Here is a 21,385-nt window from a genome sequence, read left to right as displayed (position 1 = left end):
TCAGCCCCGCCCGATGTACGGCATCGCCGTCGCCATCACCGTCGCGAACTGCACGTTCGCCTCCAGCGGCAGCGCCGCCATGTGCACCACCGTCGCCGCCACGTCCGCCGCGTCCATCACCGGCTCCACCGCCACCTCGCCGTTGGCCTGCAGGATCCCGGTCCGCATCCGCGCCGTCATCTCCGTGGCCGCGTTGCCGATGTCGAGCTGGCCGCAGGCGATCCGGTACGGACGCCCGTCGAGCGACAGCGACTTCGTCAGGCCCGTCATCGCGTGCTTGGTCGCCGTGTACGCGATCGAGTGCGGGCGCGGCACATGTGCCGAGATGGAGCCGTTGTTGATGATCCGGCCGCCCTGCGGCGACTGCTCCTTCATCGCCCGGAACGCGGCCTGCGCGCACAGGAACGCGCCCGTGAGGTTGACGTCCACGACCGCACGCCACACCTCGGGGTCCAGGTCCTCGACCGGCACCCCGCCGCCCGCGAACGTGCCCGCGTTGTTGAAGAGCAGGTCGACCCGGCCGAAGCGGTCCCGGGTCGCCTCGAAGAGGGCCGTCACCTGCTGGGGGACCGTCACGTCCGTGGGGACGCACAGGAACCGGTCGCCCGGAAGGCCGGCCGCCGTCTCCTCCAGGGCCGCCGCCCGGCGACCTGCGAGCGCCACCGACCAGCCCGCCTCCGCGAGGGCCCGCGCCACGCTCCGCCCGATGCCCGAGCCGGCTCCCGTCACCACTGCGATGCCCGCACCGTCTGCTGTGCTCATGGGCGGGCAGCGTACGGCAGACCTGTGTCCCATGAACTCATCCGTCCGACACGTGGATGTTCTGTACCCGACAACGTGGGGTCGTCCCGCCCCCCTCGAATACCCGACGGACAACAACCGCCCGGGGAGGGGTACATGACTCGTACAACGGCCCACACCGACGCGTACGCCCACGAACTGCGCGCCGTCGCCCGGCACTTGGGACGCCGGAGGTTCCTCACCGCCACCGCTGCCGCCGCCGCGCTCGCCTTCGCCGTGAACCTGCCGTCCGCCGGCACGGCCGCCGCCGCGGAGCTCGACGGCCGCAGGATCACCGAGAACCCGTTCACCCTGGGGGTGGCATCCGGCGACCCCCAGCCCGGCTCCGCGCTCCTGTGGACCCGGCTCGCACCCCGCCCGTACGAGACCGGCGGCGGGCTGCCCGCCGACGCCCGGGTCACCGTCACCTGGGAGCTCGCCCACGACGAGCGGTTCCGCCGGGGGCTCCGGCGCGGCACCGCCCTCGCCCACCCCGAGTTCGACCACACCGTCCACGTCGAGGCCGACGGCCTCGCGCCCGGCCGCGACTACTTCTACCGCTTCCTCGTCGGCGACTGGAGCAGCCCCGTCGGACGCACCCGCACCGCGCCCGCCCCCGGGGCCCGCCCCACGAGCCTGACGTTCGCCGCCGTGTCCTGCCAGGCGTACCACGACGGCTACTTCACGGCCTACCGCCACCTCGCCGACGAGGACCTGGACGTCGTCTTCCACCTCGGCGACTACCTCTACGAGTACGCCGTCAACGCCACCGGCGGCGCCCGCGCCTACACCGACCGCCGGCTGCCGGACGTCTTCGACCGGGAGACCCTCACCCTCGAGGACTACCGGCTGCGCTACGCCCTCTACAAGACGGACCCCGACCTGCGGGCCGCGCACGCCGCCCATCCCTTCGCCGTCACCTGGGACGACCACGAGACCGAGAACAACTACGCGGGCGGCATCCCCGAGAACGGCGTCCCGCCCGAGGAGTTCCTGATCCGCCGGGCCGCCGCCTACCGCGCGTACTGGGAGAACCTGCCGCTGCGCCGCCCCCAGCGGCCCGCCGGGCCCGACATGAGGCTCTACCGGCGGCTGCGCTTCGGGCGGCTCGCCCAGTTCGACATCCTCGACACCCGCCAGTACCGCTCCGACCAGGCGTACGGCGACGGCTGGCGGACGCCCGGGCCCGAGTCGGAGGATCCGGCACGCACCCTGACCGGCGCCACCCAGGAGCGCTGGCTGCTCGACGGCTGGCAGGCCTCGCGCGCCACCTGGAACATCGTGCCCCAGCAGGTCGTGTTCTCCGAGCGCCGCAACCTGCCCACCGCCGCGTACAAGCTCTCCATGGACTCCTGGGACGGCTACCCGGCCTCCCGCCGGCGGATCCTCGCCGGAGCGGAGGCGGCCGGCGTCGAGAACCTGATGGTCCTCACCGGGGACGTGCACGTCGCCTACGGCCTCGACATCAAGGCGGACTTCCGCGACCCGTCCTCCCGGACCGTCGGCACCGAGCTCGTCGCCACCTCCGTCAGCAGCGGCAAGAACGGCTCCGAGCGCCCCGCCAACTACGACAACCTCACCCGGGCCAACCCGCACATGAGGTTCTACGACGGCCGGCGCGGCTATGTGACCGTCGCCCTCGGCGAGGACAGCGCCCGCGCCGACTTCCGCACCGTCTCCGCCGTCACCACCCCGGGCGCCCCGGTCACCACCGCCGCGTCCTTCGTCACGGAGGCCGGAAGTCCCGGGCTCGGGCCCGCCTGACCCACGTAACCTGGGAAAGGTTTCAACGAAACGGAGCAGTCGATGCCGGAGAGCGGCCGGGCCACCGCCCAGACCGAAGAGCACATAGCCCCCACACCGACTGCGACCTCCGCCCGGCGGGCCGGGCTGCTCGTCACCCTCGTCCTCGGCGGGCTCACCGCGCTCCCGCCGCTCTCCATGGACATGTACCTGCCGGCCCTGCCGGAGGTCACCAGGGCACTGCTCGCCCCGGCCGCCACCGTCCAGCTCACCCTGACCGCCTGCCTCGCCGGCATGGCGCTCGGCCAGCTCGTCGTCGGCCCCATGAGCGACAGATGGGGCCGGCGTCGCCCGCTGCTCGTCGGCATGATCGTGTACGTCCTCGCCACCGCCGTCTGCGCGCTCGCCCCCACCGCCGGACTGCTCATCGGCTTCCGGCTGCTCCAGGGCCTGGCAGGCGCCGCCGGCATCGTCATCGCGCGCGCCGTCGTCCGCGACCTGTACGACGGCGTCGAGATGGCCCGCTTCTTCTCCACCCTCATGCTGATCTCCGGCGTCGCCCCGGTCGTCGCCCCGCTCATCGGCGGCCAGATCCTGCGGGTCACCGACTGGCGCGGCGTCTTCTACGTGCTCACCGTCATCGGCCTCGCCCTCACCCTGGTCGTCCGGCGCTTCCTCCACGAGACCCTGCCGCCCGAACGGCGCCACGCCGGCGGGGTCGGCGAGGCCCTGCGCACCATGCGCGGACTGCTCGCCGACCGCGTCTTCACCGGCTACATGCTGGCCGGTGGCCTCGCCTTCGCCGCCCTCTTCGCCTACATCAGCGCCTCGCCGTTCGTGGTGCAGGAGATCTACGGCGCCTCCCCGCAGACCTTCAGCCTGCTCTTCGGGCTCAACTCGATCGGCCTCGTCGCCGTCGGCCAGATCAACGGCAAACTGCTCGTCGGCCGGGTCAGCCTCGACAAGGCGCTCGGCTGGGGCCTCGGCATCATCCTGCTCGCCGCGACCGCGCTGCTCGTGATGACCAGCGGCGTGTTCGGCGACCCCGGTCTGGTGCCGGTCGCCGCCGGGCTCTTCGTGCTGATGTCGGCGATGGGCCTCGCCATGCCCAACACCAACGCCCAGGCCCTCATGCGCACCCCGCACGCCGCCGGCTCCGCCTCCGCGCTGCTCGGCACCTCCTCCTTCCTCATCGGCGCCGTCGCCTCCCCGCTCGTCGGCATCGCCGGCGAGACCACCGCGGTGCCGATGGCCGTCGTCCAGGTGAGCTGCGCCGTCGCCGCCCTCGCCTGCTTCCTCCTGATGTGCCGCCCCTGGCGCCGGGCCGTCCGACCGGTCCCGGAGACCGCCTGAGCCGCCGGACAGCCCTAAAATGTGGCGGTGAACGTCTCCGCCCCCTCCGCCGACACCCTGCGCGCCGCCCTCGGCGCCGTACTCGACGGGCTGCCGCCGCGGCAGGCCGCGCAGGCCGTCGAGCGGCTGATCGCCAACTACCGCGGGGCCACCCCGACCCACGCGCCGGTGCTGCGCGACCGCTCCGACGTCGCCGCCTACGCCGCGTACCGGATGCCCGCCACCTTCGAGGCGGTACGGGCCGCGCTGTACGCCCTCGCGGACGCCGCGCCCGACTGGACGCCGGCCACCCACACCGACGTCGGCGGCGGCACCGGCGCCGCGAGCTGGGCGGTCGCGGAGGCCTGGGACGGCGCCGCACGCACCACCGTCCTCGACTGGGCCGAGCCGGCCCTCGCGATCGGCAAGGAGCTGGCCCGGGGCGTGTTCGAGGCCGAGTGGCGCCGCGAGCGCGTCGGCACGGCGCTGAAGCTCGCCGACAGCGACCTGGTGACCGTCTCGTACGTCCTCAACGAGCTCACCGAGGCCGACCGCACCGTGCTCGTCACCGAGGCCGCCCGCGCCGCGCGGGCCGTGGTGATCGTCGAGCCCGGCACCCCCGACGGCTACGAGCGGATCATCGCCGCCCGCACCCTCCTCGTCGAGGCCGGCTTCACCGTCGCCGCACCCTGCCCGCACAGCGGGACCTGCCCGATCGTGCCGGGCAGCGACTGGTGCCACTTCGCGGCCCGGGTCAGCCGGTCCTCGCTGCACCGGAAGGTGAAGGGCGGCTCGCTGCCGTACGAGGACGAGAAGTACGCGTACGTCGCCGCCGCCCGCTTCCCGGTCACCCCGGCCCCGTCCCGGGTGACCCGCAGGCCGCAGATCCGCAAGGGCCAGGTGCTGCTCGACCTCTGCGGGCCGGACGGACTCGCCCGGGAGACGGTGACCAAGCGGCACGGCCCGCTCTACAAGGAGGCCAGGGACGCCGACTGGGGCGACCCCTGGCCCCCGGAGGCCGACGAGGACCGACGAGGACCGACGACGACCGACGAGGACTAGGGCCGCAGCTCCTGCGTGCAGCACTTCACGCTGCCGCCGCCTTTGAGCAGCTCGCCCAGGTCCATGCCCATCGGCTCGAAGCCGCGCGCCCGCAGCGGCTCGAACAGGCCCACCGCCGCCTGCGGGAGCAGCACGTGCCGGCCGTCGCTCACCGCGTTCAGGCCGAGCACGGCGGCGTCCGCGGCGTCCACGAGCAGGGCGTCCGGGAACAGCCGCTTCAGCACGGCGCGGCTGCCGGGCGAGAAGGCGTCCGGGAAGTACATGATCTCGTCCCGGGCGTCGTCCAGGACGCACAGCGCGGTGTCCAGGTGGTAGTAGCGCGGGTCCACCAGCTCCAGGCCGATCACCGGACGCCCGAAGAACTCCTGGGCCTCGTCGTGCGAGAGCGGGCTGGAGCGGAAGCCCCGGCCGGCCAGGATCCACGAGGCGGTCACGGCGAAGTCGCCCTCGCCCTCGTTGACGTGCTCCGGCACCCGGACGTCCGCCTCCGGATAACCGTTTCGCCGGAACCAGTCCAGGTGCGCCGCCGCCTCGGCGGAGCGTTCGGGGAAGGCGAACCGGGCTCCGAGCACCCGGCCGTCCACCACGGTCGCGCCGTTCGCGGCGTAGACCATGTCGGGCAGGCCCGGGACGGGGTCGAGCAGCTCGACGCCGTGGCCGAGCGCGCGGTAGCGGTCGCGCAGGTCCTCCCACTGCGCGAGGGCCAGCGGCAGGTCGACCGGCTTCCTGGGATCCATCCAGGGGTTGATGGAGTACGTCACCTCGAAGTGCGCGGGTGGGCACATGAGGTAGCGGCGGGGCGAGGGCTCACGCGGAGTGGTGCGCAAAGAGGGCTCCTCTGCTGTTGTCGATCTGTGAGCCCATGGTGCGCTTTCGGGGCGTCCCGCGCAGTGGACCGTTCGGGTGGTTCGGATGAAGATCAGTCGACGAGACGACGCGTCTCGTCGACTGCTAGATTGGACGCATGTCCGACACCGGGGTCCCCGGCCCGAAGTCGCCCGAGACCAAGGCCCCCGACGCCTCGCGGCGCAGCGAGCGCTCCCGGCGCGCCATCTGCGCCGCCGCCCTCGCCCTCGTCTCCGAGCACGGCTACGCCAGGACCACCGTCGAGGGCATCGCCGCCCGCGCCGGCGTCGGCAAGCAGACCATCTACCGCTGGTGGCCCGCCAACTCCAAGGCCGCCGTCCTCCTGGAGGCCTTCCTCGACCTCGCCGAGAGGGCGGCCGACGGCGCCGCCGGGAGTGAGATCCCCGACACCGGCGACCTAGCCGCCGACCTCAAGCCCGTCCTCCGCGCCACCGTCGACGAGCTCAACGACCCCGCCTTCGACCGCCCCACCCGCGCGCTCGCCGCCGAGGGAGTCGTCGACCCGGACCTCGGCGCCGAGTTCACCGCCCGACTCCTGGAACCGCAGCTCCGCCTGTACGCCCGCCGTATCGAGGCCGCTCAGGCGGCCGGCCAGGTCGACCCCGGGATCGACCCCCGCATCGCCCTGGAACTCCTCGTCGGCCCGCTCCACCACCGCTGGCTGCACCGCACCGAGCCGCTCACCCACGCCTACGCCGACACCCTCGTCGACCTCGCACTGCGCGGGCTGCTCGTCCGGAAATGAGACCCCGGTTCCCGACTCCGGTCACCCGGGGCGCAGGATGGTGGGACCATGGAGTGCCGGTCGGGTGAACCCCGGCCAAGGACCGGGCGACCACCGGGCGAGCATGAGTGTGAGGGGATAGATGGGCGACGGCATCGGCCGCTACCGCGGCACGGAGAGCAGACTCGCACAGTGGTTCCGCAGGCGCCCCAAGCGCTCGGCGGCCGAGCTCGAGAACGAGCGCGAGAAGTCGCTCCTGGCCGTCGCCGCCGCGGGACTGCCCGTCGCGCCCGCCGCCTACCCCGTCGGATACCGGTGCTCCTGTGAGCGGATCGGCTGTCCCACCCCCGCCCGCCACCCCGTCTCCTTCGCCTGGCAGACCCAGTCGACCACCGACCGCGCCCAGATCGAGCGCTGGGCCCGGGCCCAGCCCGAGGCGAACTTCATCACCGCCACCGGCATGGTCCACGACGTGCTCGACGTGCCCCTCGCCGCAGGCCGCGCCGCCCTGGAGCGGCTGCTCGCCGAGGGCGTCGAGGTCGGCCCGGTCGCCGTCTCCGAGGCCGCCGAGGACCGGCCCGACGCCGGCCGGATGTACTTCTTCACCGCCACCCGCGGCACCCCCGAGGACGAGGACGAGTGGTGGCCCTGCGAGCTGGACTGCCATCCCGAGACCATGGACGAGCACCCCGGCCTGCGCTGGCACTGCCGCGGCTCCTACGTGCTCGTCCCGCCGTCCCGGCTCCCCGGTGACGAGGGCAGCCAGCCCGTGCTGTCCTGGCTGCGCGGCCCCGAGCACGCCCTGCCCGAGCCGCTGAACCTCCTGGAGGCGCTCACCGACGCCTGCGCCCGGCACGCCGCCGAGCGGGCGGAGCAGGGCGAGTCGGCCGACCACGAGATCGCCTGGCGCTGAGCCCGGGCCCGCCCGGCAGGGCGCACCAGGGGCGTACCGGGGGCGTACCGGGGGCGTACCGGGGGCTTACGAGCCCTCCGCCGCCGTCACGCCCTGCAGCCGGCCCAGGATCTCGACCCCGTCCGCCTGGGTGCCCGCCGGCTTCACCAGGGCCGCCTGGCTGGACACCCACCGCTTGGTGATCGTGTTCTTGATCTCGCCGGTCATCAGCGCCCGTACCTCCTCGCCCACCTTCGGCCGGTAGCCGGGCGCGGCGGTCTGCCGCTCGAAGTAGCGGGTGGCGAAGAAGACGAGCGCCCCGCCGTCCTGCGTCGCGAGGGCGAGCGGCGCGAAGTCGCCCCGGTTCTCGGCCTGGTCGACGTACTGCGTGGCGAGGCCCGGCCGGCTGGCCGCCTTCTGGCGCTCCTCGCGCCAGCCGGTGGTGTGGGTGCCGGGCGCGAACGGCCCCTGCTGCCCGTCCTTGAGGTAGGACACGTACCGCTCGCCGAGCTGCCGCGGCGCGACCGCGAGCTCCGCGCCGTCGGCGGCGACCGGCACCGCGTACCCGTCCGCGGTGCGGAAGGCGGGCACCTCGTCCGGGGAGAGGATCGACAGGTAGGCGACCTCCCACGGCTCGGCGGCGCTGCCGCGCACGAAGACGAGCAGCCAGCGGGTGTCGTTCGGGCCCTTGTCGGTGTCCCGGTTGGAGTCGGTGTCGGCGACGAACCAGCGCGGCCAGCCCGCCTTGCGCGGGACGACGAACCTCGCGTCGGTCAGTTCGAGCGGCGTGTGGTTCTTGTTGCCGCCGGGGCTGGTGACCTGGCGCGAGCGCAGCCCCGCCTGGTTGATCTCGCCCAGCGGACCGGTGACCTGGTCGGCGTCGAGGGCCGGGTCGTAGGCCTTGTCGGCCTTGTTGTAGGCGTCGGTGAAGTCCTTGAGGGCCTGTGCCGCCTCGGTCGGGCCGGCCGCCGGGATCAGCGCCTGCTCGCCGTGCACGGTCACGCAGCCGCTCGCGGCGAGCGCGAGCACGGTCGCGCCGATCACCGCCAGGCCCGTGCGGCCGGACAGCCGGCGGCCCGGCAGTGTGTCAGCCGGTCGCCTCGGCCTGGTTCGCCCGGTTCGCCTCAGCCTTCTCATCGCTCTCGGTCGCCCTCTGCCTCTCCACCCGCCTGGACGGACCCGACCCTACCGGGGCCAGGAAGATCGCGAGCGTGGGGATCAGATACAGCGCCCACACCGTGACCTGAACAACCGTCGGATCCGGCTGGAAGTTGAACACGCCCTTGAGGAGCGTGCCGTACCAGCTGTCCGGCGGGATCGCCGCGGAGATGTCGAAGGCCTTGTTCTCCAGGCCGCCGAGGAAGCGGGCCTCCTGGAGGTCGTGCACGCCGTACGCGAGGACGCCGGCCGCCACCACGACCAGCATGCCGCCGGTCCAGGTGAAGAACCTCGCCAGGTTGATCTTCAGGGCGCCCCGGTAGAACAGCCAGCCGAGCAGCACCGCGGTGAGCAGGCCGAGGACCACACCGGCCAGCGGCGCGTACGTGCCGTCCGAGGAGGCCCGTACCGACGCCCACACGAACAGCGCGGTCTCCAGGCCCTCCCGGCCGACCGCGAGGAACGCGGTCGCGACCAGCGCGCCGGTGCCCATCTGCAGCGCGGCGTCCAGCCGGCCGTGCAGCTCGGCCTTCAGATGCCGTGCGGTGCGCCGCATCCAGAAGACCATCCAGGTCACCAGGACCACGGCGAGGATCGACAGCGAGCCGCCGAGCAGCTCCTGCGCCTCGAACGTCAGCTCCTGGGAGCCGAATTCGAGCCCGGCGCCGAACGCGAGCGCGAGCCCGACGGCGACGCCGATGCCGATCCAGATCGGCCGCAGGGCGTCACGACGCCCCGTCTTCACCAGATACGCGATGAGGATGCAGACGACGAGGCTGGCCTCCAGCCCCTCGCGCAGGCCGATCAGATAGTTGCCGAACACGTCGGACTCCTCCTTGGATGACGTCCGTCGATTACGAGAACAGCGCCCGACCCCACCAGTCGTCCTTGCCGCGGACGCCCGGCGGGACCGCGAAGATCGCGGAACCCACGTGCTGGATGTACTCGTTGAGCGCGTCCTGGCGGGACAGCGAGGTCTGCACCGGGATGAAACCGGTGCGGACGTCCCGCTGGTACGCGAGGAAGAACAGGCCCGCGTCGAGGCGGCCGAGGCCGTCGTCGCCGTCCGTGAAGGAGTAGCCGCGGCGCAGGAGCGTCGCCCCGGCGTTGGAGTCGGGGTGCGCGAGGCGCACGTGCGAGTCCGGCTTCATCGCCTTGAGGAACGGCTCGTCGTGCTCCTTGGCCTTGCCGACCGGGGCGCCTTCCTTCTTGTCGCGGCCGAAGATGTCCTCCTGCTCCGCGAGCGGGGTACGGTCCCAGGTCTCGATGTTCATGCGAATGCGGCGGGCGACGAGGTACGAGCCGCCGGTGATCCAGGCCGCCTGGCCCGGCGCGTCCTTGGCCGCGACCCACACGTGCTTGTCGAGCCGCGCGGTCTCGGTGCCCGCGATGTTCCGGGTGCCGTCCTTGAAGCCCATCATGTTGCGCGGGGTCTGCGCGTCCGGGGTGGTCGAGGAGGTCTTGCCGAAGCCGAGCTGCGACCAGCGCACCGCGACCTTGCCGAAGCCGATCCGGGCCAGGTTGCGGATGGCGTGCACGGCGACCTGCGGGTCGTCCGCGCAGGCCTGCACACACAGGTCGCCGCCGCTGCGGGCCGGGTCCAGGTTGTCGCCGGGGAACTTGGGCAGGTCCACGAGGGCGCCGGGCCGCTTGTCCGTCAGGCCGAAGCGCCCGTCGAAGAGCGAGGGCCCGAAGCCGATGGTGAGGGTGAGCCGCGAGGGCTTGAGGCCGAGCGCCTCGCCGGTGTCGTCCGGCGGGGCCTCCGCGAGACCGCCGTAGGCGCCGTCGCCGACCTCGTGACCGGCGGTCATCCGCTCGGCGGCTCGGGTCCAGTCCTTCAGGAGCTGGATCAGCTCCGCGCGGTCCTTCGTCTTCACGTCGAAGGCCGCGAAGTGCAGCCGGTCCTGAACGGCGGTCGCGATGCCGGCCTGGTGCGCGCCGTGGAACGGGACGGCCGCGCCGACCTCGGCGACGGGCACGGTGGTGTCGCTGGCGCCCCGGGTCAGGGCCACGGCGCCGCCCGCGGCGGCGGCACCGAGCGCGAGCCCGGCGCCGCCCCAGCCGATGACCGCGCGGCGGGAGGGCGCGGAGCCCTCCGGCCGCCCGGCGACCCGGGTGTCCTCGGCGGTCGCCGAGTCGGCGACGGCCTCGGTGGTGGCCGTGGTGGCGGCCTTGGTGTCCTCGCTCATGTCCGGTGCCCCTTCCCCTTCGTTCTCTGCCTCTGCCTCTGCTACTTCACGACCGCGGCGGCGAGCTTGGAGAGCGGCTCGGCCAGCGCGTTGACGCCGTCCGACAGCTCCTTGCGCTCGGGCTCGCCGACCTTGTCGTACGAGGTGAAGACGTAGCTCGCCTTGTCCGTGCGGTACTTGTCGAGCAGGGTGTTCAGGGCGGCGAACTGCTTGTCGAGTTCGGCGACCAGCTTGGGGTCGTTCTTCTGCGCGACCGGCTTGAGCAGCTCGTAGGACTTCTGGGCGCCCTCGACGTTGGCCTTGAAGTCGACCAGGTCGGTGTGCGAGTAGCGCTCCTCCTCGCCGGTGACCTTGCCGGTGGCGACCTCGTCCAGGAGCTCCTTGGCGCCGTTGGCCATCGAGGTCGGGGTGATGTCGGCCTTGCCGACCCGCTTCACCCAGTCGGCGAGGTCCTTGTCGAGGAGGTCGGCGAGCTGCTTCTCGCGGTCGCCGATCTTCTTGTCCTGCCACAGCGCCTTCTCCAGGCGGTGCCAGCCGGTCCAGTCCTTCGCCGGGTCCTGGCCGGCCTCCAGGCCGTCCTCGCGGACGTCGACCTTCGGGTCGATGTCGCCGAAGGACTCGGCGACCGGCTCGGTGCGCTCCCAGCCGATGCGGGAGTCGGCGTAGGCCTTCTTCGCGGCCTCGACGTCACCGGCGCGGACGGCGTCGGTGAAGGCCTTCACCTTGGGGAGGGTCTCGTCGGCCTGCGCCCGCACGTACTGGCGGTAGGCGGCGACGGCGGCGTCCATCTCGGGGGAGCGCTTGGCGCCCGCACCGGTTCCGGTGGCCTTGACCTGCTGGCGGATGCCGTCGCCCTTCATGCCGGGCTTGCAGGCGATGAGGTAGTCGCCGGCCTTGATCTCGGCGGTGATGGTGGCCTTGGTGCCGGGGCCGATGTTCTCGCGCTCGGTGACGATCCGGTCGTCCGGGAAGAGGACGTAGACCTCGGTGACCTTGTCGCCGCGGTTCTCGACGGCCAGCTCGACGTGGCCGGCGGGGAACTCCTTGTCCGACACCTCGCAGGAGTCGTCCTTCGCGATCACCTGGATCGCCCCGTTGCTGTCCGACGAGGCGTCGCTTTTCTGCGCGCATCCCGTGACGGCGGCCAGGGCGGCCGCGGTCGCGGCGGCGGTGACGACGGAGAGGCGGACGGCTCGCATGAGTGCTCCACTCGGGGACGGATCAGTGGGACGGGGTGAGGCGGACCTAACTTAACCGAGGCTTACCTCAGTAGTACCCACCCGTCCAGTGATTCAGCTCTCAGGCCCGGCGCACCGGACACGGTGCGGTCACGGCGGACTCATGGCTGATTCACGGCATGGTCAAGGCGAGGTCAAGCAGGGTGATTTGCCCGATTCGAGTTATGGGTCGGTAGTCGGAGCTCACCGACCCCAGCCCCGCCAGGCCCTCTAACCTGGCGCGCATGCGCCGAGACACCGTGTCCGGATCTCCCTCCCTCTTCCTCGCCGACGACGGCCCGCTCCGGCCGCCACCGCTGCGCTGGGAGGCCACCGAGGACGGGCGCCGCGTGCTGCTCCGGCAGGGCGGCCGGCCGGTCCTGCTCGCCGAGTCCGACGCGTACGGGCGTGCCGCCACCGTGCGCCGCCGGAGCGGCTACCGCTCGCCGCTGGCGCCGCTTCGCGTCGACGAGGCGCGGCGCGCGCCCGACTGGCGGCACCGGTTCGCCGACGAGCTGGTGCGCTCCGATCGCGGACCGCTCCATGCCGGCCGCTGGTTCGTCGGACGGCGCGCCGTCTTCCCGCCGTACGTCTGGCGCGGCGACTTCGTCCTCGACTGGCCCGAGGCGCGCCTGGAGTTCGACGCCGACGGCTGGAACGGGGTCGTCCCGCTGCGCCCGCCGTCCGCACCCGACGCCCCGCGGGTCAGCGCCTACCGACGCCAGGCCCGCGAGGGTGTCCTGCCGCCCGTACTGCTCTGGTGGCACCGGGACTTCGACGGCTGGCTGCTCCTCGACGGCCACGACCGCGCCGTCGCCGCGCTCGCGGAGGGCCGGGATCCGGAGGCAGTGACGCTCGTCCGGGTCCCGGACGAGGCGGCGCTCGCCCGGGAGATCGCGGCCGTGCTCGACGGGGCGCCGCCCGAGGCGGACGCGGGGCGGCTGAGCGAGGTCGTCGGGTCGCTCCCGTACGACGAGATCCGCAACCACACCTGGCCGATTCCCGGCGGACCGGCGGAATGGGACGCGTGGATGCTTGAATTCCGCCATGAACACGACTGACATCGACGTCCTGCGGGTCTTCTGCGCGGGCGACGGACGCCACGGCAACGCCCTCGGCGTCGTGCGCGACGGGCGCGCGTACCCCGACGAGGCGGCGCGGCAGGCGCTCGCCAAGGAACTCGGGTTCAGCGAGACCGTGTTCGTCGACGACCCCGAGCGCGGGGTCGTGGACATCTACACGCCCGGCGTCCGGCTGCCCTTCGCCGGGCATCCGCTCGTCGGCACCGCCTGGCTGCTCGACCTGGAGCTCGTGTGCCCGCCGGCCGGCGAGGTGTGGGTGCGCGGGGACGGGGAGTTCACCTGGATCGAGGCCCGCGCCGAGTGGGCGCCGCCGCGCACCCTGCGCCAGTACGGCTCCGCCGCGGAGGTCGACGCGCTGACGGTGCCCGAGCCGGGGGAGTGGATCTACGCCTGGGCCTGGGAGGAGGAGGCCGCGGGCCGGATCAGGGCGCGCGCGTTCCCCGGGCGCGGCGACGGCATCGACGAGGACGAGGCGACCGGCGCGGCCGCGCTGCTCCTCACCGCCGAACTCGGCCGCGCGCTCAACATCACCCAGGGCCGGGGCTCGCAGCTGCTCACCGCCCCCGGCCCCGACGGCATCATCGAACTCGGCGGCCGGGTCCGCCTGGAACGGACCATCGCACCGTGAGGCGGCGGCTCAGGCCGCGCTGAGCGGGAACTCGCCCGCCAGCTCCCGGAACACCGCGCCGTTGAAGTCGAAGGCCCGCCTGCACTCGTCGACGATCCGCTGCTTCTCCAGGTCGTCGGCGTCCACCGCGTCGAGCAGCTCCCGGTAACCCCGCTTGAACGCCGCCGGGTTGGCGATGCCCTCGAAGACGTAGAAGCGCACTCCGTCGCCCTTGCGCGCGAAGCCCCAGGTGCGCTCGGCCCGGTCGCGGATGATCTGGCCGCCCGACAGATCGCCCAGGTAGCGGGTGTAGTGGTGGGCGACATAGCCCGCGGGCCAGACGCGGGCGCACTCGGCGACCCGCGCCGCGTACGCCTCGGTGGCCGGCAGCGCGGAGACGCCGGACCGCCAGTCCGGGCCGCGCAGGTGCGCGAGGTCCTGCTCCAGGGCGGCCGTGCGGAACAGCTCCGGCTGTATGAAGGGCCCGGCGACCGGATCGGCGCGCAGCGCCTCCGCGCCGTCCTCGAGCGCCCGGTACACGAACCACAGCTGCTCCGTGTAGCGCGCGTACGCGTCCACGGCCAGGCGCCCGCCGAGGAGGTCGCTCATGAACGTCGACGACTCCGCCTCCGTGTGCTGCTGGTGCGAGGCGGTGCGGATGAGCGTCGAGAAGGACGTGGTCAAGGCGTGCCTCCGGGACCGTCGGGACCGTGGGGTGACCGCAGGGGTCGGGAACCACCTCGATCGTGCCGACTTAGGCTTGCCTAAGTCAACCGGTTCCCGACGTCCTGTCGGTAAAGACGCTACCCCTCGAACGGGTCAGGGCAACGTGAGGATGTCGGCCCCGGTCTCGGTCACCACCAGCGTGTGCTCGAACTGCGCCGTCCGCTTCCGGTCCTTGGTCACCACGGTCCAGCCGTCGTCCCACATGTCGTACTCGTGGGTGCCGAGCGTCAGCATCGGCTCGATCGTGAAGGTCATGCCCGGCTGCATCACCGTCGTGTGGTGCGGCGAGTCGTAGTGCGGAATGATCAGCCCGGAATGGAAGGACGAGTTGATGCCGTGCCCGGTGAAGTCCCGCACCACGCCGTAGCCGAAGCGCTTGGCGTACGACTCGATGACCCGCCCGATGATGTTGACCTGGCGGCCCGGCCGGACCGCCTTGATGGCGCGGTTCAGCGCCTCCCGGGTGCGCTCGACGAGCAGCCGGGACTCCTCGTCGACGTCGCCGCACAGGTAGGTGGCGTTGTTGTCGCCGTGGACACCGCCGATGAACGCGGTCACGTCCAGGTTCACGATGTCGCCGTCCTTCAGGACGGTCGAGTCGGGGATGCCGTGGCAGATGACCTCGTTGACCGAGGAGCACAGCGACTTCGGGAAGCCGCGGTAGCCGAGCGTGGACGGGTAGGCGCCGTGGTCGCACATGTACTCGTGGGCGACCCGGTCCAGCTCGTCCGTGGTGACACCCGGCGCGATGTGCTTGGCGGCCTCCTCCATCGCCTGCGCGGCGATGCGGCCGGCGATCCGCATCCGCTCGACGGTGTCGGAGTCCTGGACCTCGGGACCGGTGTACGGGGTGGGGGCGGGCTTTCCGACGTACTCGGGGCGGCGGATGGCTCCGGGAACGGAACGGTGGGGGGACAGCTCCCCCGGTACGAGAAGCGACTGGCCAGACATGTCAGCGAGTCTAACGACCGCGTCTGGGGCAGCATGGTGACGGAGGAAGGAGCCGAGATGGCCCTGTTCAAGAAGCGTACGGCCGGCAAGCCGGGCGAGTGGTACTACTGCCTGGAGCACAAGAAGGTCGAAGAAGGCCCGGAGTGTCCGGCCAAGAACCGCTTCGGCCCCTACGCCTCCCCCGAGGAGGCCGCCCACGCCATGGAGACCGCCCGCGAGCGGAACCTGGAGTGGGACACCGACCCGCGCTGGCACGAGCGGTCGGGCGAGGGCGAGGGCGAGGGCGACACCCCCTAGGGCCCCGAGAACCGGGCCGTCGCCAGGACCGTGCCGTCCCCGGCCACCAGACGGGCGCCGGCCAGCGTGGCCGGGTCCACGGGGGCCGGGGCGCCCCAGTAGCCGTACCCGTCCCTGACGGGGAACGACCCCACGGGTACGGCGGAGCCGTCGGCCCGGACCAGGACGCACCGCACCGGGCCGTCCCCCGCGGCGGCGGCCCGGTCGCCGAGGTCGACGGACATGTACACCCAGCCGTTCACGCCGGCGCCGTCGGCCGGGTGCGCGTAGATCCGCCCCACCGGGCTGCCGCCCTCGCCCAGCAGCTCCGCCTCCAGAACGCGCGGGCCCGGTGCCACCATCGGCGGCGCGGCCGGCGCCCCCTCGACCGCACTCCCGACCGCCCAGCCGCCGAACCCGACCCCCAGGGCGGCGGCCACGACCGCCGCCGCGAGCCGGAAGCGCCGGATGCGGCGACGGCGGGCGGGGCGCACGACCGCCGGGGCCGCTGATGCCGGATCTGTCGGTGCCGGACCAGGCGACGCGGGGCCCTGAGGCGCCGGCCCCGAGGGCGCCGGGCCCGTCGGCGCCGGTCCCACGACTGCCGGGCGGCCTGCCGGCGCTGCACCAGAGGGCGCGAGATCCGCCGGCGACGGCAGCATCACCCGTACCACCCGGCTTTCGAAGCCCAGTGGCGGCTCGGCTCCCGGGAGCAGGTCGAGCAGGCCGTCTCCGACCGCCGTCAGGCGCTGCACATACGCCCGGCAGCCCGGGCAGCGGTCCAGATGGGCCACCGCCGCCGCCCGCTCGCGTGCCGGCAGGACCCCGAGCGCCAGCTCGGCGGCGTTCTCGCGGAGCCGCTGGCAGTCCGTGCCGAAGTCGTTCACCGCGTCCCCTCCGTCTCCAGGAGCGCGCGCACCTTGATCGTCCCCGCCCGGATGCGGGTCTTCGCCGTGCCCAGCGGCACGCCCTCGAAGGCGGCCACCTCCCGGGCCGTCATCCCGTAGATCCCGGCCATCACCAGCGCCCGCGCCTGATCACGCGGCAGCGCGGCCACCGCCCGCCGGACCCGCTCGGCGGCGTCGTCGGCGAGCGCGCGCCGCTCCGGCGTCTCCGTGACGATCCCGACCAGCGCCTCCAGGTCCTCGGGCGCCACAGGCGTGGCGCGCCGCGCCCGTACCGCGTCGATGGCCAGGTTGTGGGCGATCGCCGTCAGCCAGGTCCGTACCGAGCCGCGCCGCCCGTCGTACACCTGGGCGTGTCGCCAGGCACGCTCGAAGGTCTGCTGGGCCACGTCCTCCGCGAGCCGTGGATCGCCGACGACGGCCACCGCGACCCCGTAGACCGGGCGCTGGAAACGGCGCACGAACGCCACCGCGATCTCCGGATCGCCGGTGGCGAGACCGGAGAGCAGTGCCTCGTCGGGAACCCGCTCCAGCGGAAGGCCCATGCGTCCCACACCCGGGGATACGTCCGACGCCCGGAAAAGGATCGCCGGACCGACCCCGGATCCCATTCTCCTTCTCCGCCGCAATCCCGGCGCGGGCCCGCGCCGTATCACCTTCGGGGGACCGGCGGATCGATCCGGAGGACCGAACGATGACGGAGCCGAGAAACACGGAGCCGAGAAACACGCAGCCGAGAAACCGGGTACGGACCCGTGCGCTGCTCGTCCTGCCGACCGCCGCGCTCGCCGGACTCCTCGCCGCCTGCGGAGGCGGCGGCGACGGCGGTGGCTCGGACAGCGGCACCACCACCCCGCCGCCCGCCCAGAGCACGCCGCCCTCCGGCGCGACCCGGGTGACCGCGGACCTGGCCGACTTCAGGATCACGCTGTCCCAGCAGAGCTTCACGCCCGGCACGTACGCCTTCGTCATGACGAACACCGGGCAGCACGACCACGCCCTGGAGATCGAGGGACCGGGCGGCGAGAACCGCTCGAACACCGTCGGCCCGGGCGAGTCGACCACCCTCACGGTGACCCTGAAGGACGGGACGTACGAGGTCTACTGCCCCGTCGACGGACACAAGGACCAGGGCATGAAGACCGAGATCACGGTCGCGGGCGCCCCTGTCAACACCCCGACCACCCCCAGCAACCCCAGTACTCCCGGCAATGGTTACTGACCGGACCCGCCGCACCGCCGTTATCGTGCTGCGCCTCGCCGCCGCGGGCCTGACGGCGGCGATGGGCGCGATCCACCTCCACCTGTGGGCCGAGGGCTACCGGGACCTGGCCACCATCGGCGACCTGTTCCTGCTGAACGGCGTCCTCGGCTGCGTGCTCGCCGTGGCCGTCCTCGTCACCCCGTACCGCTGGCTCGGCCTGGTCGCCACCGCGACCGCCCTGTTCACGGCGGGCACCCTGGGCGCGCTGTTCCTGAGCCTCACCACGGGTCTGTTCGGCTTCGAGGAGTCGGCGGACGCGGAGCTGGTCCGGCCCACGGCCGTGATCGAGACGGCGGGTGTGCTCGTCCTGACCACCCTGGCGGTCTCCGCGCTCAGCCACCGCCACCATCCACGACGTTAAGACCTGTCCGCGGCCGCCTTCGCCGCCTCCTGCTGCGCCTTCCGGGCCAGGGCGTCCTCGTCGGTCTCCGCGTCGTACGAGAGCAGCTTCGGCAGCGCCAGGCAGAGCAGGCCCACCGAGGCGACGCAGGCGAGACCGCCCGACCAGATCGCCGGGCGGGTGCCGGTCCAGCCGGCCATCGTGCCCGCGCGGACCTGGCCCAGCTGCGGGCCGACGCTGTACGAGAGGACCTCGATGCCCGCGAGCCGGCCGCGCAGCTCCTCCGGGATGGTCTGGTTCCAGATGGTGGCGCGGCCGAGCCCGCTCAGCATGTCGCCGGCGCCCGCGAACGCGAGGCACACCAGCACCGCCCACACGTTCCCGAACCAGCCCGCCGCCGCGATGGCCACACCCCAGCCGGCCGCGCCGGCCGCCACCAGGACGCCGTGCCGCCGCACCTTCGAGGTCCAGCCGCTGGTCAGCCCGAGGACCAGCGAGCCGACCGAACCGGCGGCGTACATCAGGCCGAGCGACCAGTCCGCGTGCAGCTCGTCGGCGAGGAACGGGAAGATCGCGTTCGGGAAGGCGAAGAACATCGCCGCCAGGTCGACGGCGTATGTGCCGAGCAGCACCGGCCGCGACCACGCGTACCGCGCACCCTCCGCGATCCCGCGCAGCGACGGCTTGTCCGCACCGTGCGCGGCCGGCGCGGGCGACAGCCACCGGCACAGGACCACGGACACCACGTAGCCCGCGACGGTCACGGCGTACGCGGCGGCGTGCCCCGCGTACGCCACGACCACCCCCGCGAGCGAGGGCCCCGCGATGGACCCGACCTGCCACCGCAGTGAGTTCAGCGCGGCCGCCGCGGTCTGCTGCGCGTGCGGCACGATCCGGGCGAGCAGCGAGTCGAGCGCCGGGCGCTGCAGCCCGGTCAGCGCGGACACCCCGGCGGCGACGGCGTACAGCGGCCACAGCATCGGCTCCGGCAGCAGCGCGTTCAGCAGCAGCACCAGAGCGAGCAGCCCGAGCCCCGCCTCGGTCGCCAGGATCACCTTCCGCCGGTCCACGGCATCGGCGAGCGCCCCGCCGTACAGCCCGAACACCACCAACGGCACGAGCTCCACGAGCCCCATCGCCCCGACGGCGAACGGCGACCCGGTCAGCTCCTTGATCTGCAACGGCAGCGCGACCAGTGCCATGAACGACGCGAACACGGTCACCCCGCCCTGCACCCAGAGCAGCCGGAAGTCACGGGACGAGCGCCAGGGCGCGAGGTCGGGCAGCAGTCGGGCGAGGCGCTTCACGAGGGGCCATGCTCGGCGGGGCCGGTGGACCGGGCAAGCGATTTACGGGCGGGGCGGGGGTTTTCGGCCGCGGCGGGGGTGTGGGGCCGGGCCCCCTACCACCGCGCCGGAGGCGGCGCCGTCAGGCGGTCCGCGAGGCGGGACAGGCGGTCGCGGAAGGCGAGGCGGCCGCGCGGGGTCGGGGGGAGGCAGTTCTCGCCGGTGGCGGCGCCGACCAGGTGCTGGACGGTGTCCAGGTCGACGCCGGCGTCCGCCGGGACCGCCAGGGTCTCGTGGGCGAGGCCCAGCAGCTCGGGGTGGCCGGTGTCCAGGGACAGCACCGTCGCGCCCGCGCGGCGGGCGTCGTGGACCCGTTCGAGCAGGCCCTCGTCGGGCCGGGAGGGAGCCACCATCAGGAGCGTCGCGCCCCGGCCCGCCGACTCGATCCGGCCGAGGCCGACCGCCAGGTGCGCCGGATCGCCCGGGCGGGCCCGGTGGCGGACCAGGGTCGGGGCCAGCTCGGGGCGGCCCGACCAGGCCGCCTCGTCGACCAGGTGCGCGGCCAGGTGCCACGGCTCGTACTCCACCGTGCCGACCAGCAGCAGCCCGCCGCCGCGCGGGACGACCGAGGAACGGAGGGAGCCGGCGAACCGGCGGGCCGCGCCCGGCCACTCGGTCCCGGCGAGCACTTCGCGCAGCAGCGCGACACGTACGGCGTCCATGCCCCCGCATGCTGCCCGAGCCGCCCGCCCCGCGCGGGCGTTCGCACGAGCCTCACCCGGACGGGTCCCCGGAGACCGACCGGCCAGTAATGTCGGGCCATGACTTCCTCCACCACCGCCACCCCCGCCCCCGCTCCGAAGGACCCCTGGGACCTGCCCGACGTCTCCGGCCTCGTCGTCGGCGTCCTCGGCGGCACCGGCGACCAGGGCCGCGGCCTCGCCTACCGGCTGGCCAAGGCCGGCCAGCGGGTGATCATCGGCTCGCGCGCCGCCGACCGCGCCGAGGCCGCGGCCGCCGAGCTCGGTCTCGGCGTCGAGGGCGCCGACAACGCCGAGTGCGCCCGCCGCAGCGACGTCGTCATCGTCGCCGTGCCGTGGGACGGGCACGCCAAGACCCTGGAGTCGCTGCGCGAGGAGCTCGCCGGCAAGCTCGTCGTGGACTGCGTGAACCCGCTCGGCTTCGACAAGAAGGGCGCCTACGCGCTCAAGCCCGAGGAGGGCTCAGCCGCCGAGCAGGCCGCCGCGCTGCTGCCGGACTCGCGGGTCACCGCCGCCTTCCACCACCTCTCGGCGGTGCTCCTCCAGGACCCCGCGATCGACGAGATCGACACCGACGTGATGGTCCTCGGCGAGGTCCGGGCCGACGTGGAGATCGTCCAGGCGCTGGCCGGCCGCATCCCCGGCATGCGCGGCGTCTTCGCGGGAAGGCTGCGGGGCGCCCACCAGGTCGAGTCGCTCGTCGCCAACCTGATCGCGGTGAACCGCCGCTACAAGGCCCACGCGGGCCTGCGCGTCACCGACGTCTGAGCCGACGTCCGAGCCGACGTCCGAGCCGAGGGCTGAGCCGGTCCCGTGAGAGCCGGAGCCGGTCTCCTTCCGTATCGGGGCATGGGGGACACTGGACGGGCACGAAACGCCGTAACCGGACAGGAGCCGACCCCATGCCCCGTCTTGCCCTCTACGCCCTGGTCGTCTGCGCGCTCGCCGTCGCGGCGGCCGTGTTCTCCTTCGTCCAGGGGAACCTGATCGGCATCGTGTGGGTGTTGCTCGCCGGCCTGTCCTCGAACATGGCCTGGTTCTACATCAAGCGCGCCCGCGTGACGGCCGAGCAGGCTCCCCAGGGCTAGGGCGTGTCTTTCGGATCTTGCCGGCTCCCGACGCCCGGCACCGCGCCTCGCCGCGTTGTCGTCGGTCGCCGATGTCCCCCTCGGCCTTGCGGCCGGGGAGGTGCCCCCACCGCATCGCTTCCCTCCTCCGCCTTG

24 protein-coding genes are annotated in these 21,385 nt (G+C 73.3%); 12 read left to right on the top strand and 12 right to left on the bottom strand.

From position 1 onward, the window contains the following. On the bottom strand, positions 1–795 hold the full coding sequence (locus AB0M18_RS13030) for an SDR family oxidoreductase (protein ID WP_365757061.1): 795 nt from the start codon (positions 793–795) through the stop codon (positions 1–3). A gap of 102 nt (positions 796–897) precedes the next feature. On the opposite strand from AB0M18_RS13030, the gene AB0M18_RS13025 reads away from it, so the two are divergent. Genes AB0M18_RS13025 through AB0M18_RS13015 form a run of 3 tightly spaced genes read left to right on the top strand, consistent with a single transcriptional unit; the run spans position 898 to position 4,917 of the window. After that, positions 898–2,544, top strand: coding sequence for an alkaline phosphatase D family protein (locus tag AB0M18_RS13025; RefSeq protein ID WP_365757059.1), 1,647 nt, complete (start codon positions 898–900; stop codon positions 2,542–2,544). Between the two features lie 42 nt (positions 2,545–2,586). Then, positions 2,587–3,876, top strand: a complete 1,290-nt coding sequence (locus AB0M18_RS13020) for a Bcr/CflA family multidrug efflux MFS transporter (protein WP_365757057.1) — start codon at positions 2,587–2,589, stop codon at positions 3,874–3,876. A 27-nt stretch (positions 3,877–3,903) separates the two neighbouring features. Continuing rightward, positions 3,904–4,917, top strand: coding sequence for a small ribosomal subunit Rsm22 family protein (locus AB0M18_RS13015; protein WP_365757055.1), 1,014 nt, complete (start codon positions 3,904–3,906; stop codon positions 4,915–4,917). Here AB0M18_RS13015 and ddaH read toward each other — a convergent pair. Further along, the gene (gene ddaH, locus AB0M18_RS13010) at positions 4,914–5,744 is read right to left on the bottom strand and encodes a dimethylargininase (protein WP_365757053.1); all 831 of its coding nucleotides are present in this window, start codon (positions 5,742–5,744) and stop codon (positions 4,914–4,916) included. The two genes, AB0M18_RS13015 and ddaH, sit on opposite strands and share 4 nt — an antisense overlap. A gap of 137 nt (positions 5,745–5,881) precedes the next feature. Here ddaH and AB0M18_RS13005 point away from each other — a divergent pair, with 137 nt between their 5' ends. Next, a complete protein-coding gene (locus tag AB0M18_RS13005; protein WP_365757051.1) occupies positions 5,882–6,529 on the top strand; it encodes a TetR/AcrR family transcriptional regulator in 648 nt (215 codons plus the stop codon). A 121-nt stretch (positions 6,530–6,650) separates the two neighbouring features. Beyond that, the gene (locus AB0M18_RS13000; protein WP_365757049.1) at positions 6,651–7,421 is read left to right on the top strand and encodes a bifunctional DNA primase/polymerase; all 771 of its coding nucleotides are present in this window, start codon (positions 6,651–6,653) and stop codon (positions 7,419–7,421) included. Positions 7,422–7,487: 66 nt separating this feature from the next. Here AB0M18_RS13000 and AB0M18_RS12995 read toward each other — a convergent pair whose 3' ends face one another. Genes AB0M18_RS12995 through efeO form a run of 4 tightly spaced genes read right to left on the bottom strand, consistent with a single transcriptional unit; the run spans position 7,488 to position 11,946 of the window. After that, positions 7,488–8,537, bottom strand: a complete 1,050-nt coding sequence (locus tag AB0M18_RS12995) for a hypothetical protein (RefSeq protein ID WP_365757047.1) — start codon at positions 8,535–8,537, stop codon at positions 7,488–7,490. Next, a complete protein-coding gene (gene efeU, locus AB0M18_RS12990; protein ID WP_365757045.1) occupies positions 8,488–9,381 on the bottom strand; it encodes an iron uptake transporter permease EfeU in 894 nt (297 codons plus the stop codon). The genes AB0M18_RS12995 and efeU overlap by 50 nt, the downstream gene beginning before the upstream one ends. Positions 9,382–9,412: 31 nt before the next feature. Then, positions 9,413–10,747: an iron uptake transporter deferrochelatase/peroxidase subunit gene (gene efeB, locus AB0M18_RS12985; protein WP_365757043.1), complete on the bottom strand. Its 1,335-nt coding sequence runs from the start codon at positions 10,745–10,747 to the stop codon at positions 9,413–9,415. A gap of 41 nt (positions 10,748–10,788) precedes the next feature. Continuing rightward, complete coding sequence (gene efeO / locus AB0M18_RS12980) at positions 10,789–11,946, bottom strand: iron uptake system protein EfeO (RefSeq protein WP_365757041.1); 1,158 nt, start codon at positions 11,944–11,946, stop codon at positions 10,789–10,791. Between the two features lie 263 nt (positions 11,947–12,209). Here efeO and AB0M18_RS12975 point away from each other — a divergent pair, with 263 nt between their 5' ends. Continuing rightward, on the top strand, positions 12,210–13,025 hold the full coding sequence (locus tag AB0M18_RS12975; protein WP_365757039.1) for a hypothetical protein: 816 nt from the start codon (positions 12,210–12,212) through the stop codon (positions 13,023–13,025). Continuing rightward, positions 13,012–13,674, top strand: a complete 663-nt coding sequence (locus tag AB0M18_RS12970) for a PhzF family phenazine biosynthesis protein (protein ID WP_365757037.1) — start codon at positions 13,012–13,014, stop codon at positions 13,672–13,674. Before AB0M18_RS12975 ends, AB0M18_RS12970 begins: the two co-directional genes overlap by 14 nt. A 9-nt stretch (positions 13,675–13,683) precedes the next feature. Here the strand turns inward: AB0M18_RS12970 and AB0M18_RS12965 are convergent, their stop codons facing one another. Together AB0M18_RS12965 and map are read right to left on the bottom strand one after the other, a co-directional pair. Continuing rightward, positions 13,684–14,337 carry a biliverdin-producing heme oxygenase gene (locus tag AB0M18_RS12965; RefSeq protein ID WP_365757035.1) on the bottom strand — a complete coding sequence of 218 codons (654 nt, stop codon included), beginning with the start codon at positions 14,335–14,337 and terminating at the stop codon, positions 13,684–13,686. Positions 14,338–14,472: 135 nt separating this feature from the next. After that, positions 14,473–15,330 (bottom strand): type I methionyl aminopeptidase, encoded by an 858-nt coding sequence (map, locus tag AB0M18_RS12960; protein ID WP_365757033.1) that lies wholly within the window; start codon positions 15,328–15,330, stop codon positions 14,473–14,475. A 57-nt stretch (positions 15,331–15,387) separates the two neighbouring features. Here map and AB0M18_RS12955 point away from each other — a divergent pair, with 57 nt between their 5' ends. Next, positions 15,388–15,627 carry a hypothetical protein gene (locus AB0M18_RS12955; protein WP_365757031.1) on the top strand — a complete coding sequence of 80 codons (240 nt, stop codon included), beginning with the start codon at positions 15,388–15,390 and terminating at the stop codon, positions 15,625–15,627. Here the strand turns inward: AB0M18_RS12955 and AB0M18_RS12950 are convergent. Together AB0M18_RS12950 and AB0M18_RS12945 are read right to left on the bottom strand one after the other, a co-directional pair. Beyond that, positions 15,624–16,493: a hypothetical protein gene (locus tag AB0M18_RS12950; RefSeq protein ID WP_365757029.1), complete on the bottom strand. Its 870-nt coding sequence runs from the start codon at positions 16,491–16,493 to the stop codon at positions 15,624–15,626. The genes AB0M18_RS12955 and AB0M18_RS12950 overlap by 4 nt on opposite strands. After that, positions 16,490–17,056, bottom strand: coding sequence for a sigma-70 family RNA polymerase sigma factor (locus tag AB0M18_RS12945; RefSeq protein WP_365757027.1), 567 nt, complete (start codon positions 17,054–17,056; stop codon positions 16,490–16,492). Before AB0M18_RS12945 ends, AB0M18_RS12950 begins: the two co-directional genes overlap by 4 nt. Positions 17,057–17,205: 149 nt before the next feature. Between AB0M18_RS12945 and AB0M18_RS12940 the strand changes: the two genes are divergently transcribed. Continuing rightward, complete coding sequence (locus AB0M18_RS12940; RefSeq protein ID WP_365757025.1) at positions 17,206–17,733, top strand: plastocyanin/azurin family copper-binding protein; 528 nt, start codon at positions 17,206–17,208, stop codon at positions 17,731–17,733. 25 nt (positions 17,734–17,758) lie between these two features. Continuing rightward, a complete protein-coding gene (locus tag AB0M18_RS12935; protein ID WP_365757023.1) occupies positions 17,759–18,136 on the top strand; it encodes a hypothetical protein in 378 nt (125 codons plus the stop codon). On the opposite strand, the gene AB0M18_RS12930 is transcribed toward AB0M18_RS12935, so the two are convergent. Next, a complete protein-coding gene (locus AB0M18_RS12930) occupies positions 18,133–19,422 on the bottom strand; it encodes an MFS transporter (protein WP_365757021.1) in 1,290 nt (429 codons plus the stop codon). The two genes, AB0M18_RS12935 and AB0M18_RS12930, sit on opposite strands and share 4 nt — an antisense overlap. 95 nt (positions 19,423–19,517) lie before the next feature. After that, on the bottom strand, positions 19,518–20,123 hold the full coding sequence (locus AB0M18_RS12925; protein ID WP_365757019.1) for a hypothetical protein: 606 nt from the start codon (positions 20,121–20,123) through the stop codon (positions 19,518–19,520). A 99-nt stretch (positions 20,124–20,222) separates the two neighbouring features. Between AB0M18_RS12925 and npdG the strand changes: the two genes are divergently transcribed. Both npdG and AB0M18_RS12915 read left to right on the top strand, forming a co-directional pair. After that, positions 20,223–20,930 (top strand): NADPH-dependent F420 reductase, encoded by a 708-nt coding sequence (gene npdG, locus AB0M18_RS12920; protein WP_365757017.1) that lies wholly within the window; start codon positions 20,223–20,225, stop codon positions 20,928–20,930. Between the two features lie 134 nt (positions 20,931–21,064). Then, complete coding sequence (locus AB0M18_RS12915; RefSeq protein ID WP_365757015.1) at positions 21,065–21,250, top strand: hypothetical protein; 186 nt, start codon at positions 21,065–21,067, stop codon at positions 21,248–21,250. The last annotated feature ends 135 nt before the right edge of the window (positions 21,251–21,385 follow it).

This window comes from Streptomyces sp. NPDC051909 (assembly GCF_040681095.1).
Classification (GTDB): domain Bacteria; phylum Actinomycetota; class Actinomycetes; order Streptomycetales; family Streptomycetaceae; genus Streptomyces.
This window is presented reverse-complemented; position numbering and strand designations above follow the sequence as displayed.

Excerpts from the sequence above, each read along its gene's own strand:
- AB0M18_RS13030 (WP_365757061.1), bottom strand. The coding sequence starts at position 795 with ATGGGACACAGGTCTGCCGTACGCTGCCCGCCCATGAGCACAGCAGAC.
- AB0M18_RS13025 (WP_365757059.1), top strand. The coding sequence starts at position 898 with ATGACTCGTACAACGGCCCACACCGACGCGTACGCCCACGAACTGCGC.
- AB0M18_RS13020 (WP_365757057.1), top strand. The coding sequence starts at position 2,587 with ATGCCGGAGAGCGGCCGGGCCACCGCCCAGACCGAAGAGCACATAGCC.
- AB0M18_RS13005 (WP_365757051.1), top strand. The coding sequence starts at position 5,882 with ATGTCCGACACCGGGGTCCCCGGCCCGAAGTCGCCCGAGACCAAGGCC.
- AB0M18_RS13000 (WP_365757049.1), top strand. The coding sequence starts at position 6,651 with ATGGGCGACGGCATCGGCCGCTACCGCGGCACGGAGAGCAGACTCGCA.
- AB0M18_RS12995 (WP_365757047.1), bottom strand. The coding sequence starts at position 8,537 with ATGAGAAGGCTGAGGCGAACCGGGCGAACCAGGCCGAGGCGACCGGCT.
- efeB (WP_365757043.1), bottom strand. The coding sequence starts at position 10,747 with ATGAGCGAGGACACCAAGGCCGCCACCACGGCCACCACCGAGGCCGTC.
- efeO (WP_365757041.1), bottom strand. The coding sequence starts at position 11,946 with ATGCGAGCCGTCCGCCTCTCCGTCGTCACCGCCGCCGCGACCGCGGCC.
- AB0M18_RS12975 (WP_365757039.1), top strand. The coding sequence starts at position 12,210 with ATGCGCCGAGACACCGTGTCCGGATCTCCCTCCCTCTTCCTCGCCGAC.
- AB0M18_RS12970 (WP_365757037.1), top strand. The coding sequence starts at position 13,012 with ATGAACACGACTGACATCGACGTCCTGCGGGTCTTCTGCGCGGGCGAC.
- map (WP_365757033.1), bottom strand. The coding sequence starts at position 15,330 with ATGTCTGGCCAGTCGCTTCTCGTACCGGGGGAGCTGTCCCCCCACCGT.
- AB0M18_RS12955 (WP_365757031.1), top strand. The coding sequence starts at position 15,388 with ATGGCCCTGTTCAAGAAGCGTACGGCCGGCAAGCCGGGCGAGTGGTAC.
- AB0M18_RS12945 (WP_365757027.1), bottom strand. The coding sequence starts at position 17,056 with ATGGGCCTTCCGCTGGAGCGGGTTCCCGACGAGGCACTGCTCTCCGGT.
- AB0M18_RS12940 (WP_365757025.1), top strand. The coding sequence starts at position 17,206 with ATGACGGAGCCGAGAAACACGGAGCCGAGAAACACGCAGCCGAGAAAC.
- AB0M18_RS12925 (WP_365757019.1), bottom strand. The coding sequence starts at position 20,123 with ATGGACGCCGTACGTGTCGCGCTGCTGCGCGAAGTGCTCGCCGGGACC.
- npdG (WP_365757017.1), top strand. The coding sequence starts at position 20,223 with ATGACTTCCTCCACCACCGCCACCCCCGCCCCCGCTCCGAAGGACCCC.
- AB0M18_RS12915 (WP_365757015.1), top strand. The coding sequence starts at position 21,065 with ATGCCCCGTCTTGCCCTCTACGCCCTGGTCGTCTGCGCGCTCGCCGTC.